Below are 16,599 nucleotides of genomic sequence, written 5' to 3'. Positions count from 1 at the left end.
GTCAACCCTGAGGGGTGGTGTATGCATATCCCCCTTACGGCATAAATGACCATTTAGTGTGGTGAAAAAAATTATGACAGATTTGACGACGCAAAATACCGCCCTGCCAGCATGGCATACCCGTGATCATCTTGATGATCCGGTTATTGGCGAGTTGCGTAACCGTTTTGGGCCTGAGGCCTTTACTGTTCAGCCGACCCGTACCGGAATTCCCGTGGTGTGGTTCAAGCGTGAACAGGTACTGGAAGCGATTACCTTTCTACGAAAACAGCCAAAACCTTATGTCATGCTGTTCGACTTGCATGGCGTTGATGAGCGTTTACGTACTCACCGCGACGGTTTACCGGCCGCGGATTTTTCCGTTTTCTATCACCTGATCTCCGTCGAGCGTAACCGCGACATCATGATCAAGGTGGCGTTAGCGGAAAACGATCTCCATGTTCCGACCTTGACCAAGGTGTTCCCGAACGCCAACTGGTACGAGCGTGAAACCTGGGAAATGTTTGGTATTACCTTCGATGGCCACCCGCACCTGACGCGCATCATGATGCCGCAGACCTGGGAAGGACATCCGTTGCGTAAAGATTATCCGGCGCGTGCCACCGAGTTCGATCCTTATGAGCTGACCAAGCAAAAAGAAGAGCTCGAGATGGAAGCGCTGACCTTCAAGCCGGAAGACTGGGGCATGAAGCGTGGCACCGAAAATGAGGACTTTATGTTCCTTAACCTCGGTCCAAACCACCCGTCATCACACGGTGCGTTCCGCATCATCCTGCAGCTTGATGGCGAAGAGATTGTCGACTGTGTACCGGATGTCGGTTACCACCACCGTGGTGCTGAAAAAATGGGCGAGCGCCAGTCATGGCACAGCTACATTCCTTACACTGACCGTATTGAATATCTCGGCGGTTGCGTTAACGAAATGCCTTACGTGCTGGCCGTTGAAAAACTTGCCGGTATCGTCACGCCGGATCGCGTCAACACCATTCGCGTGATGTTGTCTGAACTGTTCCGCATCAACAGCCACCTGCTGTACATCTCTACGTTTATTCAGGACGTGGGCGCGATGACGCCAGTGTTCTTCGCCTTTACTGATCGTCAGAAAATCTACGATCTGGTGGAAGCGATCACTGGTTTCCGTATGCACCCGGCCTGGTTCCGTATCGGTGGCGTTGCGCATGATCTGCCGAAAGGCTGGGATCGTCTGCTGCGTGAATTCCTTGACTGGATGCCAGCCCGACTGGATTCCTACGTCAAAGCGGCGCTGAAAAACACGATTCTGATTGGCCGTTCCAAAGGCGTAGCTGCGTACAACGCGGATGACGCGCTGGCGTGGGGCACCACCGGCGCTGGCCTGCGTGCCACCGGCATCGACTTCGACGTGCGTAAATGGCGTCCGTATTCCGGTTACGAAAACTTTGACTTTGAAGTGCCGGTCGGCGACGGCGTCAGCGACTGCTATTCCCGTGTAATGCTGAAAGTGGAAGAGCTTCGCCAAAGCCTGCGCATTCTGGAACAGTGCTACAAAAACATGCCTGAAGGCCCGTTCAAGGCGGATCATCCGCTGACCACGCCGCCACCGAAAGAGCGCACCCTGCAACATATCGAAACCCTGATCACGCACTTCCTGCAAGTGTCGTGGGGGCCGATCATGCCTGCGCAAGAATCTTTCCAGATGGTGGAAGCCACCAAAGGGATCAACAGCTACTACCTGACCAGTGACGGCAGCACCATGAGCTACCGCACACGAGTCCGTACGCCAAGTTTCCCGCATTTGCAGCAGATCCCGTCCGTAATCCGTGGCAGCCTGGTATCCGACCTGATCGTGTATCTGGGCAGTATCGATTTTGTAATGTCAGATGTGGACCGCTAACGATGACAGATATCAATAAAAACTCAGAGGTTCAGTTCATCAACGTCAGCGAGCCGGTGATCACGCCGGTGTTTGAGCTGAGCGATGCTGAATGCGAAGCGATTGAACACGAGAAACATCACTACGAAGATGCCCGCGCGGCTTCTATCGAAGCGTTGAAGATCGTGCAAAAAGCGCGTGGCTGGGTGCCAGACGGCGCTATCTACGCGATCTCCGATGTTCTGGGCATTCCGGCCAGTGACGTTGAAGGTGTGGCGACGTTTTACAGCCAGATCTTCCGCCAGCCGGTTGGCCGCCATGTGATCCGTTACTGTGACAGCGTGGTGTGCCACATCACCGGTTATCAGGGGATCCAGGCTGCGCTGGAACAACAGTTGCACATCAAGCCGGGTGAAACGACGCAAGACGGTCGCTTTACTCTGCTGCCGACCTGTTGTCTCGGTAACTGTGACAAAGGCCCGTCGATGATGATCGACGAGGACACGCACAGCCGCCTGACACCAGAAGCCATCGGCCAGCTACTGGAGCGCTATGTATGACAATCAACGGTTATACGCCAAGACATATTGAACGCACGCCGGAAATGCATCCGCTGACATGGCGTATGCGTGACGATGAGCAGCCGGTCTGGATCGACGAATACCGCAGCAAAAACGGTTACGTCGGCGCAGAAAAGGCGCTCAAAAGCATGGCGCAGGAAGAGATCGTCAACCTGGTAAAAGACGCTGGCCTGAAAGGGCGCGGCGGGGCAGGTTTCTCCACCGGTTTGAAGTGGAGCCTGATGCCAAAAGACGAAAGCATGAACATCCGCTATCTGCTGTGTAACGCTGATGAGATGGAACCCGGTACTTACAAAGACCGCATGCTGATGGAACAAATGCCACACCTGCTGGTGGAAGGCATGCTGATTTCCGCGTTTGCGCTGAAATCTTACCGTGGCTACATCTTCCTGCGTGGCGAATATATCGAAGCCGCCGTGAACCTGCGTCGCGCGATTGCTGAAGCCACTGAAGCGGGTCTGCTGGGTAAAAATATCCTCGGTACCGGTTTTGATTTCGAACTGATCGTGCATACCGGTGCGGGCCGCTACATCTGCGGTGAAGAGACAGCACTGATTAACTCGCTGGAAGGCCGCCGCGCTAACCCGCGTTCCAAACCACCGTTCCCGGCCTCTGCCGGTGCATGGGGTAAACCGACCTGTGTGAACAACGTCGAAACCCTGTGTAACGTGCCTGCCATTCTTGAGCACGGCGTGGATTGGTACAAAGGGATGTCTGCGGGCAAAAGCGAAGATGCAGGCACCAAACTGATGGGCTTCTCCGGTCGGGTGAAAAATCCGGGCGTTTGGGAACTGCCGTTTGGTACGACTGCACGTGAAATTCTTGAAGATTATGCCGGTGGTATGCGTGATGGCCTGAAATTCAAAGCCTGGCAACCGGGCGGCGCAGGGACTGACTTCCTGACTGCCGATCACCTGGATCTGCCTATGGATTTCGCCAGCATCGGTAAAGCCGGTAGCCGTCTGGGTACTGCGTTGGCGATGGCAGTCGATCATGAAATTGGCATGGTTCCGCTGGTACGAAATCTGGAAGAGTTCTTCGCCCGTGAATCTTGTGGCTGGTGTACGCCGTGCCGCGACGGTTTGCCATGGAGTGTGAAGATCCTGCGCGCGCTGGAACGTGGTGAAGGGCAGCCGGGAGACATTGAAACTCTCGAACAGCTTTGCCGCCAGCTTGGTCCGGGCAAAACCTTCTGCGCACACGCGCCGGGTGCCGTGGAGCCATTACAGAGTGCGATTAAATATTTCCGGGAAGAGTTTGAGGCGGGTATCGCCAAACAGCATTACAGCAATGCGCGGGCGATTGGCGGTATTCAGCCAAACAATCTGCTGAAACAGCGCTGGTAGTGAAGGCAACAGGCAGCGGACGTGAGCCCGCTGTGCGCGAAATCCCAATACAAGGGACGCGCTGTCGAGTGATAGACGCCAACCCGGCAAGAATTTTTGATTAACGCCCGCCGTCAGGTGGGCCACGTGGAAGCATGCTGACTATGGCTACGATTCATGTAGACGGCAAAGAATACGATGTAGACGGAGCGGACAACCTGTTACAGGCTTGCCTCTCTCTCGGCCTCGATATTCCTTATTTTTGCTGGCATCCGGCGCTGGGAAGCGTCGGCGCTTGCCGCCAATGTGCGGTTAAGCAATACCAAAACGCGGAAGACACGCGCGGTCGTCTGGTGATGTCATGTATGACACCAGCGTCTGATGGCACCTTCATTTCCATCGACGACGGCGAAGCGAAAGAGTTTCGCGAGAGCGTTGTGGAATGGTTGATGACCAACCATCCGCACGACTGTCCGGTGTGTGAGGAGGGCGGTAACTGTCACCTGCAGGATATGACAGTCATGACCGGCCACAGTATGCGCCGTTACCGTTTCACCAAGCGTACCCATAACAATCAGGATCTCGGCCCGTTCATCTCTCACGAAATGAACCGCTGTATCGCCTGTTATCGCTGTGTCCGTTACTACAAGGATTACGCTGACGGCACAGATCTGGGTGTATATGGCGCGCACGACAACGTCTATTTCGGTCGTCCGGAAGATGGCCCGCTGGAAAGCGAGTTCTCCGGTAACCTGGTAGAAGTGTGTCCGACCGGCGTATTCACCGATAAAACGCACTCCGAACGCTATAACCGTAAATGGGACATGCAGTTTGCGCCAAGCATCTGTCAGCAATGTTCTGTTGGCTGTAACACCAGCCCGGGTGAGCGTTATGGCGAACTGCGTCGTATCGAAAACCGTTATAACGGTACCGTAAACCACTACTTCCTCTGCGACCGTGGCCGTTTCGGCTATGGCTACGTGAACCTGAAAGATCGTCCTAAGAAGCCATTACAACTGCGTGGCAACGACTGGATCGAACTGAACGCTGAACAGGCGATGCAGGGCGCGGCAGACATCATCCGTCAGGCGAAGAAAACCATCGGTATCGGTTCTCCACGCGCTAGCCTGGAAAGCAACTTTGCCCTGCGTGAACTGGTGGGAGCCGAAAACTTCTACACCGGGATCAACGCCGCAGAGCAGGGTCGTCTGCAACTGATGCTCAACGTTCTGCGCAACAGCGGTGTACATACGCCAGCATTGCGTGAAATCGAAGAGTACGATGCCGTGCTGGTGCTGGGCGAAGATCTGACTCAGACCGGTGCCCGTATCGCTCTGTCTGTCCGTCAGGCTGTTAAAGGTAAAGCCCGTGCAATGGCCGCCGCTCAGCGTGTTGCTGACTGGCAGATTGCGGCGGTGCAAAACATCGGTCAGCACGCCAAACATCCGCTGTTTATTACCAACGTAGACAACACCAAACTCGACGATATCGCAGCGTACAATTACCGTGCGCCGGTCGATGAGCAGGCCCGTTTCGGCTTTGCAATTGCCCATGCGCTGGACAATTCAGCGCCAGCGGTCAGCGATCTGGCTGATGGTCTGAACAAAAAAATCGACGTGATCGTGCAGGCGCTGACCGGTGCCCGTAAGCCTCTGATCATTACCGGTTCTAACGCCGGTTCTGATGCGATCATTGAAGCGGCAGCGAACATCGCCAAAGCATTGAAAGTGGCGGGCAGTGATGTCGGTATCACTTTCGTGGCTTCTGCGGCAAACAGCATCGGCCTGTCCATGATTGGCGGCGGTACGCTGGATGATGCGCTTGAGTTGCTGGCCAGCGGCGGCGCAGACAGCGCCATTGTGATGGAAAATGACCTTTATCGTCAGGCTCCTGAAGCGAAGGTGGATGCGGCGCTTGCCAGTGTGCAAAACCTGGTGGTTGTTGACCATCAGCGCACGCGCATCATGGATAAAGCCAGTCTGATCCTGCCTGCGGCGAGTTTTGCCGAAAGCGACGGTACGCTGGTGAATCAGGAAGGCCGCGCTCAGCGCTTCTTCCAGGTCTACGATCCGGCTTACTACGACACCACCGTTTCCATGCTGGAAAGCTGGCGCTGGATGCACTCGCTGCATTCAACCGTCAACAGCCGCCACGTTGACTGGACTCAGCTCGATCACGTGATCGAAGCCTGCGTCGAGGCATTGCCGCAGCTGAAAGGTATGGTTGAAGCTGCGCCAAATGCCAGCTTCCGCATTCGTGGTCAGAAACTGGCGCGTTCTCCGAACCGCTCCAGTGGACGTACTGCAATGCGCGCGAACATCAGCGTGCACGAACCGCGTCAGCCGCAAGATAAAGACACCATGTTTGCCTTCTCGATGGAAGGGAACAACAGCCCGACAGCCAACCGCAATCAGGTACCTTTTGCCTGGGCACCTGGCTGGAACTCACCGCAAGCCTGGAACAAATTCCAGAGCGAAGTTGGCGGCAGTCTGCGCCACGGTGATCCGGGTGTGCGTCTCATCGAAGCGGGGGAGGGGAGTCTCGACTACTTCACCACTATCCCTGCTGCATTCACCACCACAGTGGGTAACTGGCGTGTCGCGCCTTACTACCACCTGTTCGGCAGTGAAGAGATGACCCAGCGTTCTTCCGTCATTCAGCAACGTATGCCAGCGCCTTATGTGATGGTTAACCCGGCCGATGCCGCGCAGCTAGGCGTGAATGCAGGTTCTCAGGTGGAATTCACCTGTGCCGGTCAGACACTGAAATTGCCAGTTCGCCTGAGTGAAACCCTGAATCAGGGTCAGCTTGGTTTACCGCTGGGCTTGCCGGGTATTCCGCCGATTCTGGTTGGCGCTACGGTTGAAAATCTGCGGGAGGCTGCACAATGAGCTGGTTTACACCTGTCGTAATCGACACGCTGATCGCCGTCCTGAAAGCTATCGTGATCCTGCTGATCGTCGTGACCTGCGGGGCTTTCATGAGCTTCGGCGAGCGTCGCCTGCTCGGCCTGTTCCAGAACCGCTACGGACCAAACCGTGTCGGCTGGGGCGGTTCCCTGCAGTTGGTTGCTGACATGATCAAGATGTTCTTCAAGGAAGACTGGGTACCTAAATTCACCGACAAAGCCATCTTTACGCTGGCCCCGATGATTGCGTTTACGTCCCTGCTGATCTCCTTTGCGATTGTTCCGGTCAGTCCGACTTGGTTCGCCGCAGATCTGAACATCGGTATTTTGTTCTTCCTGATGATGGCCGGTCTGACCGTCTATGCCGTGTTGTTCGCTGGCTGGTCCAGTAACAACAAATACTCGCTGCTGGGTGCGATGCGTGCGTCTGCCCAGACACTGAGCTACGAAGTGTTCCTCGGTTTATCACTGATGGGCGTTGTGGCTCAGGCCGGTTCCTTCAATCTGCAGGACATCGTCATTTCTCAGTCGCACATGTGGAATATCATTCCGCAGTTCTTCGGTTTTGTGACCTTTGCCATCGCCGGTGTCGCTGTCTGTCACCGTCACCCGTTTGACCAGCCGGAAGCCGAGCAAGAACTGGCCGATGGTTACCACATTGAATATTCCGGTATGAAATTCGGTCTGTTCTTCGTGGGGGAATATATCGGTATCGTGACGGTTTCTGCGCTGATCGTGACCTTGTTCTTCGGTGGCTGGCAGGGTCCGTTCCTGTATCCGGTGATCTGGTTTGCACTGAAAACGGCGTTCTTCATGGTGATGTTCATTTTGATCCGTGCTGCTTTACCGCGTCCCCGCTACGACCAGGTGATGTCATTTGGCTGGAAAGTTTGCCTGCCATTGACCTTGCTTAATCTGCTGGCGACCGCTGCGGTCATCTTGTACAACGCGCAATAAGGGGTGATGAAACCATGACATTGAAAGACATAGTGGTCGGGTTCGGGACCCAGGTTCGCAGCTTGTGGATGATAGGCATGCATGCCTTCGCCAAGCGCGAAACCCAGATGTACCCGGAAGTGCCGGTCAATCCACCTCCGCGTTACCGTGGTCGTATCGTGCTGACGCGCGATCCCGACGGTGAAGAGCGCTGCGTTGCCTGTAACCTGTGTGCGGTAGCCTGTCCGGTAGGCTGTATTTCTCTGCAAAAAGCAGAGCATAAAGACGGTCGCTGGTACCCGGAGTTCTTCCGCATCAACTTCTCACGCTGCATTTTCTGCGGCCTGTGTGAAGAAGCGTGCCCGACAACAGCTATCCAGCTGACGCCGGACTTCGAAATGGGTGAATTCAAACGCCAGGATCTGGTGTACGAAAAAGAAGATTTGTTGATCTCTGGACCGGGTAAATATCCGGAATATAACTTCTACCGGATGTCCGGTATGGCCGTTGACGGCAAGCCGAAAGGCGATGCGGAAAACGAAGCCAAACCGATCAACGTCAAAGGTCTGTTGCCCTAAGGAGCCGCAAGCATGGAATTTGCATTTTATATTGCAGCCCTGGTGGCCGTGTTGGCGACATTGCGTGTTATCACGCATACCAACCCGGTACATGCACTGCTGTATCTGATCGTCTCTTTGCTGGCGATTGCTGCGGTGTTCTTCTCGCTCGGCGCGTACTTCGCCGGTGCGCTGGAGATCATTGTTTACGCCGGGGCCATCATGGTGCTGTTCGTGTTCGTGGTGATGATGCTGAACCTTGGCAACGTCCAGGAGCAGGAACGCGCATGGTTGCAACCTTCGACCTGGATCGGTCCTTCGATTCTGGCAGTTGTTCTGCTGGGCGTGATGATCGCATCAATTCTTGGTCTGCACGACCACGGCATCAAAGGCGAGATGGTTGACGCGAAAGCCGTCGGCATCGCGCTGTTTGGTCCTTACGTTCTGGCCGTGGAACTGGCGTCAATGCTGCTGCTGGCCGGTCTGGTCGTGGCGTTCCACATCGGTCGTGAACATAAAGCGGGTGAAGTCTTTGGTGACGCACCGGCCACGACGGAAATGGCGAAACGAAAAACGGAGGAGAGAGCATGATCCCTCTACAACATGGCCTGATCCTGGCCGCGATTCTCTTTGTGTTGGGGCTGACCGGGCTGATTGTCCGTCGTAACCTGCTGTTTATGCTGATCAGTCTGGAAGTGATGATCAACGCAGCGGCGCTGGCGTTCATTGTGGCTGGAAGCTATTGGGGTCAGGCAGACGGACAGGTGATGTACATCCTGGCGATCAGCCTGGCTGCGGCGGAGGCCAGTATTGGTCTGGCGTTGCTGCTGCAACTCTATCGCCGTCGCCACACTCTGAATATTGATACTGTCAGTGAGATGCGCGGATGAACTTATTATATTTAACAATTCTGTTCCCGCTGATTGGCTTCCTGTTACTGGCCTTCTCACGCGGTCGCTGGTCTGAAAATACGTCTGCTACCATTGGCGTGGGGTCGATTGGTCTGGCAGCGCTGACCACTGTCTACGTTGGCATCAACTTCCTTAGCCAGAAAGCGGCAGGCGTTGACGTCTTTAGTCAGACACTGTGGAACTGGATGCAGGTCGGCGATTTCAATATCTCCGCAACGCTGATCCTCGACGGCCTGTCAATGACCATGCTGTCTGTGGTCACCGGCGTCGGCTTCTTCATCCACATGTTCGCGTCCTGGTACATGCGTGGTGAAGAGGGTTACTCCCGCTTCTTCGCGTACACCAACCTGTTTATCGCCAGCATGGTCGTTTTGGTCCTGGCAGATAACCTGTTGCTGATGTACCTCGGCTGGGAAGGCGTGGGTCTTTGCAGCTACCTGTTGATCGGTTTCTACTACACCAACCCGGCCAACGGCGCGGCAGCGATGAAAGCGTTCATTGTGACCCGTGTCGGCGACGTGTTCCTGGCATTTGCGCTGTTCATTTTGTACCGCGAGCTGGGTACGCTGAATATCCGTGAACTGATGGTGCTGGCACCGCAGAAACTGGCGGTAGGCGACACGGCAATCACCTGGGCAACCCTGATGTTACTGGGTGGCGCAGTGGGTAAATCCGCACAGCTTCCGCTTCAGACCTGGCTGGCAGACGCCATGGCCGGTCCGACACCGGTTTCCGCGCTTATCCACGCCGCAACCATGGTTACCGCCGGTGTTTACCTGATTGCACGTACCCACGGCCTGTTCCTGATGGCGCCTGAGGTTCTGCATCTGGTGGGCATTATTGGTGCGGTAACGCTGGTGCTGGCAGGTTTTGCGGCACTGGTGCAAACCGACATCAAACGTGTTCTTGCTTACTCGACCATGAGCCAGATTGGTTACATGTTCCTGGCGCTGGGCGTACAGGCGTGGGATGCAGCAATCTTCCACCTGATGACGCATGCGTTCTTCAAAGCACTCCTGTTCCTTTCTTCCGGTTCGGTCATTTTGGCCTGCCACCACGAGCAGAACATCTTCAAAATGGGTGGATTGCGTAAATCCATTCCGCTGGTGTATGTCTGCTTCCTGGTCGGCGGCGCGGCGTTGTCAGCCTTGCCAATCATTACCGCGGGCTTCTTCAGTAAAGATGAAATCCTTGCCGGTGCGCTGGCTAACGGTCATCTCAATCTGATGGTCGCGGGTCTGGTGGGTGCGTTTATGACCTCGCTGTACACCTTCCGCATGATCTTCATCGTCTTCCATGGCGAAGAAAAAATTAAGGCCCATGCGGGTAAAGGCATCACTCATCACCTGCCGCTGCTGGTGTTACTGGTTCTGTCCACCTTCATTGGCGCGATGATTGTTCCGCCTCTGAAAGGCGTTCTGCCGGAAACCACTGAGCTGGCGCATGGCAGCGTGCTGACCCTGGAAATCACGTCAGGCGTGATTGCGATTGCCGGTATTCTGCTGGCGGCGGCCCTGTATCTGGGTAAACGCTCGCTGGTAAACAGCATCGCGAAAAGCGCACCGGGTCGTTTCTTCACGACCTGGTGGTTCCACGCCTGGGGCTTCGACTGGCTGTACAACATGATTTTCGTGAAACCGTATCTGGCTATCGCGAAACTCCTGCAACGTGACCCGCTGAACTCGATGATGAATCTGCCTGCGATCTTTACCCGTCTGGGGAATCGCGGTCTGACGCTGAGCGAGAACGGTATGGTCCGCTGGTACGTCGCGTCAATGGGGCTGGGTGCAGTGGTTGTTCTTGCGCTGCTGCTGGTGATTTAAGCCTGTCTTACGGGTGTGATTATCAATGCCGGTTTGTCTGTCTGACGGCCGGCAAGTGAAATAGCCTACGGGCATAAAAGAAGGGAACGACACGCCATGCTATTACCTTGGCTAATATTTATCCCCTTTATCGGCGGGCTGCTGTGCTGGCAGACTGAGCGCTTTGGGAGCAAAGTACCGCGCTGGATCGCGTTGATTGCGATGGGGCTGACGCTGGCTCTTTCCGTGCAATTGTGGTTGCAGGGAGGATACTCATTAACATCACCTGCGGGTATTCCACAGTGGCAATCCGAATTCTCGGTGCCGTGGATCCCTCGTTTTGGTATCAGCTTCCATCTGGCGCTGGACGGTTTGTCCTTGCTGATGGTCGTGCTGACCGGTTTGCTCGGCGTACTGGCGATCCTCTGTTCGTGGCGTGAAATCCAGAAGTATCAGGGTTTCTTCCACCTGAACCTGTTGTGGATCCTCGGCGGCGTAATCGGCGTGTTCCTCGCCATCGACTTGTTCCTGTTCTTCTTCTTCTGGGAAATGATGTTGGTGCCGATGTACTTCCTGATTGCTCTGTGGGGTCACAAAGCGTCAGACGGTAAAACGCGTATCAGCGCAGCAACCAAGTTCTTCATCTACACGCAGTCCAGCGGTCTGGTGATGTTGATTGCCATCCTCGGTCTGGTGTTTGTGCATTACAGCGCCACCGGCGTGTGGACATTCAACTACGCAGACTTGCTGAAAACACCTATGTCGAACGGTGTTGAATATCTGCTGATGCTCGGCTTCTTTATCGCGTTTGCGGTGAAAATGCCAGTAGTGCCGTTGCATGGCTGGTTGCCGGATGCGCACAGTCAGGCGCCGACTGCAGGTTCCGTTGACTTAGCCGGTATCTTGCTGAAAACCGCTGCCTACGGGATGTTGCGTTTCTGTCTGCCATTGTTCCCGAATGCATCACACGAGTTTGCCCCGATCGCCATGTGGCTGGGCGTGATTGGTATCTTCTACGGCGCATGGATGGCATTCGCGCAGACCGACATTAAGCGTCTGATTGCGTATACCTCTGTTTCGCACATGGGCTTCGTACTGATCGCTATCTACACCGGCAGCCAGCTGGCGTACCAGGGCGCAGTGATTCAGATGATTGCACACGGTCTGTCCGCAGCCGGTATGTTCATCATCTGTGGTCAGCTTTACGAACGTCTGCATACCCGCGATATGCGCCAGATGGGCGGATTGTGGGGCCGAATTAAATACCTGCCAGCGTTGTCGCTGTTCTTTGCAGTGGCGACCTTAGGGATGCCGGGTACCGGTAACTTCGTGGGTGAAATCATGATCCTGTTTGGCAGCTTCCCGGTTGTGCCGGTGATTACTGTCATCTCGACCTTCGGTCTGGTGTTTGCCTCAGTGTATTCTCTGGCGATGATGCAGCGCGCTTACTACGGTAAAGGAAAGTCTGACCAGCCGTTGCCGGGCATGACCGCACGCGAACTGTCGATCATTCTGTTACTGGTGGTATTGCTGGTGGCGCTGGGCTTCTTCCCGCAGCCCATTCTGGATACCTCAAGTGCAGCGATGACCAACATTCAGCACTGGTATGGGTCATCAGTTTCCACTATTTCAACGACAAGGCCGTAACTCGCCATGACATTTACACTTCAAAATCTGATCGCACTATTACCGCTGATGATCGTCGGATTGACGGTGGTGGTGGTGATGCTGTCCATTGCGTGGCGACGCGACCATTTTCTCAATGCCACACTGACAGTCATCGGGCTGAACGTTGCCTTACTTTCCCTCTACTATGTCGCGCAGGTCGGGCCACAGGACGTTACGCCGCTGCTGCGCGTTGACGGCTACTCGATGTTCTACATCGGTCTGGTGTTGCTGGCGAGTCTGGCAACCAGCACCTTTGCTTACCCATGGCTGGCCGGCTATCCGGACAACCGCGAAGAGTTCTATCTCTTAGTTCTCATCGCGGCAATGGGCGGCATTCTGCTGGCGTGCTCTAACCATCTGGCGTCAATGTTCCTCGGAATCGAACTGATCTCGCTGCCATTGTTCGGCCTGATTGGTTACGCCTATCGTCAGAAACGCTCTCTCGAAGCGGCCATCAAATACATGCTGCTCTCCGCGGCTGCGTCCTCTTTCCTGCTGTTTGGTATGGCGCTGCTGTACGCACAGTCTGGTGATTTGTCCTTCGCGTCACTGGGCAAAAATCTGGGCGACGGCGTGATGCTACACCAGCCGCTGTTGCTGGCTGGTCTGGGTATGATGATTGTCGGCCTGGGCTTCAAGCTGTCGCTGGTGCCTTTCCACCTGTGGACGCCGGATGTGTATCAGGGCGCGCCAGCACCGGTATCGACCTTCCTGGCAACCGCCAGCAAGATCGCTATCTTTGCAGTCGTGATGCGTTTGTTCCTCTACGCGCCGGTGGCTGACAGCGAAGCGATCCGCATCGTGCTGGGCATTATTGCCTTCTGCTCGATTCTGGTCGGTAACGTGATGGCCATCAGCCAGAGCAACATTAAACGTCTGCTCGGCTACTCCTCCATCGCCCACCTCGGTTATCTGCTGGTGGCGCTGATTGCAGTACAAACGCATCAGCTGTCGATGGAAACTGTCGGTGTTTATCTGGCCGGGTACCTGTTCAGCAGCCTCGGCGCGTTCGGTGTGGTCAGCCTGATGTCCAGCCCGTACAAAGGCCCGGATGCAGAATCACTGTTCTCCTACCGTGGTCTGTTCTGGCATAAGCCGATTCTGTCTGCGGTAATGACGGTGATGATGCTGTCACTGGCCGGTATTCCGATGACGCTGGGCTTTATCGGTAAGTTCTACGTGATTGCGACCGGTGTGACCGCGCATCTGTGGTGGCTGACCGGAGCCGTGGTGGTGGGATCTGCGATTGGCCTTTACTACTATCTGCGCGTCACTGTCAGCCTGTATCTGAGTGCACCGGAAACACTGGTGCGTGATACCCCGAACAACTGGGCGCTGACGGCAGGTGGTGTGGTTGTGCTGATTTCCGCGATTCTGGTGTTGTTGCTGGGTATCTATCCGCAACCGCTGATTACGCTGGTACAGATGGCGCAACCTATGCTCTGACCGACACTGTTATGAACAACAAAGCCGCTCATCTGAGCGGCTTTTTTTATTGCACGACTAAGGGATTAAGGATTTTGATGAACATATTTAAACAGTGCTTTGCCGTTTTCATCAGAGACGGTCACCTGCAATGAAGGGTTTTTCCCATCGGCGGCAATCAGCGTTTTGCTGGCCCCCGCTTCACAGCCGTTAGCCGTCACCGTCGCTTCATAAGTAAACTCAGAACCCTCCGCATTTCCCTGAAGATTGAGCGTGAATCCATTCGGCTGAATCACGGGTTCGGGAACAACGCTGTCATTTGAAGGAATAACGTCTTTGTAGTCTTCCAGCAATTGCTCTTTTTGCGGGCTTGGGAACAGCGCAATCGCCATGTAAATGTCGTCTTTCGCGGAGGCAAATTTCGCCGCCAGCATGGCAGGAGTCGCTCTGATGATCTCAGCCTGCTTACTGATACTGGCAGCCAGAGACACAAAGGGATCGTTCTCTACCGCGACGTTGACCAGACCGGCCGGTGTGACAATAAAACTGTTATTGGACGATTTGGTATTCACCACACCCGCGATATAAGGGCTCAGCTTGAGACGATTAGTGACTTCGGCGTGGAAAATGTTGATGCGATAGTTCGGTTCAAACGCAATGACATCGTGCGATGTGGTCGTCTTATCACCATTGATGGTGCGGTTGTAAACAATGTTGCCTGCCAGATCGTAAATTTCAATTTTGGCATAGGCCTGATTAACGAAGTAAGAATGCGGGGAAGTGTTGTTCACATCCACCCTGATGGTTTGCCTGGTATGATCGATTTTTAGGGTGCAGAACAAAGAATCCGAAAGCCCCAGGAAGTTGAAAGACTGGTTTGCCAGTAATGCACCGAGCTTAGTTTCATAAGTTGCTGTCTGGGTATTGCTGCCATTTTTAACGATGGCGTAATGACCATTGACGTAATACTTCTTACTTTTGCCAGTAGGAAGCTGCAATTTGTAGGCACCTATCGGCAGTTGTGACAGCGTCAGCTTGTCATCGGAAATCGGGATGGACAGCAACGGCTGGCTGGCATCTTCGCTCAGCAGAAATGCGCTTTCTCCGCTGATTTGGGTTGAATCCTCAATGTTCAACACAATGGTCAGATCGCCTTTTAATGACGTGGACGCAAGCTCTGTCGCGGTGACCAGAGACAATACCGAAGGCAGATTCAGGCTGGTTCTGAGGGTAGCAGCGTCAGTGCTGCTGACCAGTTCTGAAAGGGGATAAGCCGGTTCACCGTCATTAAACAGATTGATTTCGCGTTGTTTATCCGAGAGTGTTGCACCCGCACGATAGATATAAGGGGTGACATCCACTCCGCCAATTTGAAGGTAACTGTCAGACAATAAATCCAGCACCAGATAGTCAGAGGCCACAAAGCCGCTTTGATTGCTGATGACCCGGTAATTTTTGTAGAAATGGGTGAAGGCGTTGTCACCCCCACGGTCTTTCAACTGCATCATGAAGAACAGTTTGGAACGCAGATCCCAGCTTGCGACAGATTTGTTATCTTTGAGGTTTTTTTGAATGGTCGCGAGAACGGCGGCCTCTTTACCGTAGTTGTATAACCAGCCTTTCTTGTAAACCAGATCACCTAACACCAGGTTTTGGAAACTGGCGGCAAAAATGTTGTTCCAGACTTCGTGGGTAGAAAATTGGGGATCCGAGACAAATTTGCCTTCATACCCATGCCCGATTTCATGTAATGCTCCCCAGTTATCGATCATGGCGGCGAGCCAATACCCTGCGATGTTGGAACTTGATTCCGCCGTCCAGTTTGTACCGTAGTAAGCCCCGCCGGGACCGTTCAGATCTGCTTTAGCAAAATAGCGGTTAGGGATATTTTTATCCGTGGCGACGGTTGCATCAACGCTGATCCCCATAAGGGAATTATAGAATTCAAAGATTTGGGTATAATTATTAATTATCCCATTCAAATTATCCGCTGTCCCGGTGTTTTTCATTTTTGCTTTATCACTCTTGGGAACCAGGATCTGAATATATTGAGAATGAATTAAAGCAAACTCTGCATCGTGTCCGTCCCATAATTGGAAGAAGGCGCGTTCGTTATCATTTAAATTATAGACAGGCAGAGGTTTGGCGGTTGAAGAGAAACTGAATTTTACCACCGGTAATTCTGCTGAAGACGTATAGGGCGTGGTGATGAAGGGGACGGAAGTGGTCGTGAACGAGATATCGGTAGCTTTGCTGGTGACGGAGAAGGATTTTTCTGTCTCCGAGTCAGTGTTTAGTAACCAGAGCGTCAGAGGGGCGGTGAACTTGGGGTTCGTTTGCTGAACCGTCAGCGTGTCGCCAGCGGCGAGGATCAGGTCAATATGCTGACGGTCGTGGTTAATACCTTTATCGATGCCGGCTTTTTTCAGCCAGGTAGGATCCTGCAAGGTATAAAGTGTTTTCTCACGTGTAATAATAGTCATCTTTACAACTCCGGTATATTAATTCAGAGGTAATAAGCAGCATTCTTTTATACATGCCGCTTATTAAAATTGACGGGTGTTTTCATATGAAGCCGGATGAATTATATAAACAGGACGTCGTGCGGGTGAAATAACAATGCCTAACAAAACC

Annotated in this window: 12 protein-coding genes; 11 read left to right on the top strand and 1 reads right to left on the bottom strand. The window is 53.9% G+C overall.

Features of this window, described 5'->3' with window-relative positions; genetic code table 11:
• Positions 1-73: 73 nt before the first annotated feature.
• From nuoC to nuoN, 11 genes are all read left to right on the top strand, one after another.
• Complete coding sequence (gene nuoC, locus ABSH60_RS03250; RefSeq protein ID WP_056782243.1) at positions 74-1,873, top strand: NADH-quinone oxidoreductase subunit C/D; 1,800 nt, start codon at positions 74-76, stop codon at positions 1,871-1,873.
• A gap of 2 nt (positions 1,874-1,875) precedes the next feature.
• Positions 1,876-2,412 carry an NADH-quinone oxidoreductase subunit NuoE gene (gene nuoE, locus ABSH60_RS03245; RefSeq protein ID WP_390972674.1) on the top strand — a complete coding sequence of 179 codons (537 nt, stop codon included), beginning with the start codon at positions 1,876-1,878 and terminating at the stop codon, positions 2,410-2,412.
• Positions 2,409-3,779 (top strand): NADH-quinone oxidoreductase subunit NuoF, encoded by a 1,371-nt coding sequence (gene nuoF, locus ABSH60_RS03240; protein ID WP_056782245.1) that lies wholly within the window; start codon positions 2,409-2,411, stop codon positions 3,777-3,779. The genes nuoE and nuoF overlap by 4 nt, the downstream gene beginning before the upstream one ends.
• A gap of 143 nt (positions 3,780-3,922) precedes the next feature.
• The gene (nuoG, locus tag ABSH60_RS03235; RefSeq protein ID WP_390972672.1) at positions 3,923-6,649 is read left to right on the top strand and encodes an NADH-quinone oxidoreductase subunit NuoG; all 2,727 of its coding nucleotides are present in this window, start codon (positions 3,923-3,925) and stop codon (positions 6,647-6,649) included.
• Positions 6,646-7,623, top strand: coding sequence for an NADH-quinone oxidoreductase subunit NuoH (gene nuoH, locus ABSH60_RS03230; RefSeq protein ID WP_056782249.1), 978 nt, complete (start codon positions 6,646-6,648; stop codon positions 7,621-7,623). The genes nuoG and nuoH overlap by 4 nt, the downstream gene beginning before the upstream one ends.
• A gap of 14 nt (positions 7,624-7,637) precedes the next feature.
• Positions 7,638-8,180, top strand: a complete 543-nt coding sequence (nuoI, locus tag ABSH60_RS03225; protein ID WP_056782251.1) for an NADH-quinone oxidoreductase subunit NuoI — start codon at positions 7,638-7,640, stop codon at positions 8,178-8,180.
• Between the two features lie 12 nt (positions 8,181-8,192).
• Positions 8,193-8,750, top strand: a complete 558-nt coding sequence (gene nuoJ, locus ABSH60_RS03220) for an NADH-quinone oxidoreductase subunit J (RefSeq protein ID WP_122097548.1) — start codon at positions 8,193-8,195, stop codon at positions 8,748-8,750.
• Positions 8,747-9,049, top strand: coding sequence for an NADH-quinone oxidoreductase subunit NuoK (nuoK, locus tag ABSH60_RS03215; protein ID WP_056782255.1), 303 nt, complete (start codon positions 8,747-8,749; stop codon positions 9,047-9,049). The genes nuoJ and nuoK overlap by 4 nt, the downstream gene beginning before the upstream one ends.
• Positions 9,046-10,893: an NADH-quinone oxidoreductase subunit L gene (nuoL, locus tag ABSH60_RS03210; RefSeq protein WP_122097549.1), complete on the top strand. Its 1,848-nt coding sequence runs from the start codon at positions 9,046-9,048 to the stop codon at positions 10,891-10,893. The genes nuoK and nuoL overlap by 4 nt, the downstream gene beginning before the upstream one ends.
• A 96-nt stretch (positions 10,894-10,989) precedes the next feature.
• Complete coding sequence (nuoM, locus tag ABSH60_RS03205; protein ID WP_056782259.1) at positions 10,990-12,519, top strand: NADH-quinone oxidoreductase subunit M; 1,530 nt, start codon at positions 10,990-10,992, stop codon at positions 12,517-12,519.
• A gap of 6 nt (positions 12,520-12,525) precedes the next feature.
• Positions 12,526-13,986: an NADH-quinone oxidoreductase subunit NuoN gene (gene nuoN, locus ABSH60_RS03200; protein ID WP_056782262.1), complete on the top strand. Its 1,461-nt coding sequence runs from the start codon at positions 12,526-12,528 to the stop codon at positions 13,984-13,986.
• Between the two features lie 65 nt (positions 13,987-14,051).
• Here the strand turns inward: nuoN and ABSH60_RS03195 are convergent, their stop codons facing one another.
• Positions 14,052-16,448, bottom strand: coding sequence for a putative mucin/carbohydrate-binding domain-containing protein (locus ABSH60_RS03195; RefSeq protein ID WP_390972668.1), 2,397 nt, complete (start codon positions 16,446-16,448; stop codon positions 14,052-14,054).
• Positions 16,449-16,599 lie beyond the last annotated feature (151 nt).

It is taken from the genome of Rahnella sp. R3(2024) (assembly GCF_042920125.1).
GTDB lineage: Bacteria > Pseudomonadota > Gammaproteobacteria > Enterobacterales > Enterobacteriaceae > Rahnella > Rahnella rivi.
This window is presented reverse-complemented; position numbering and strand designations above follow the sequence as displayed.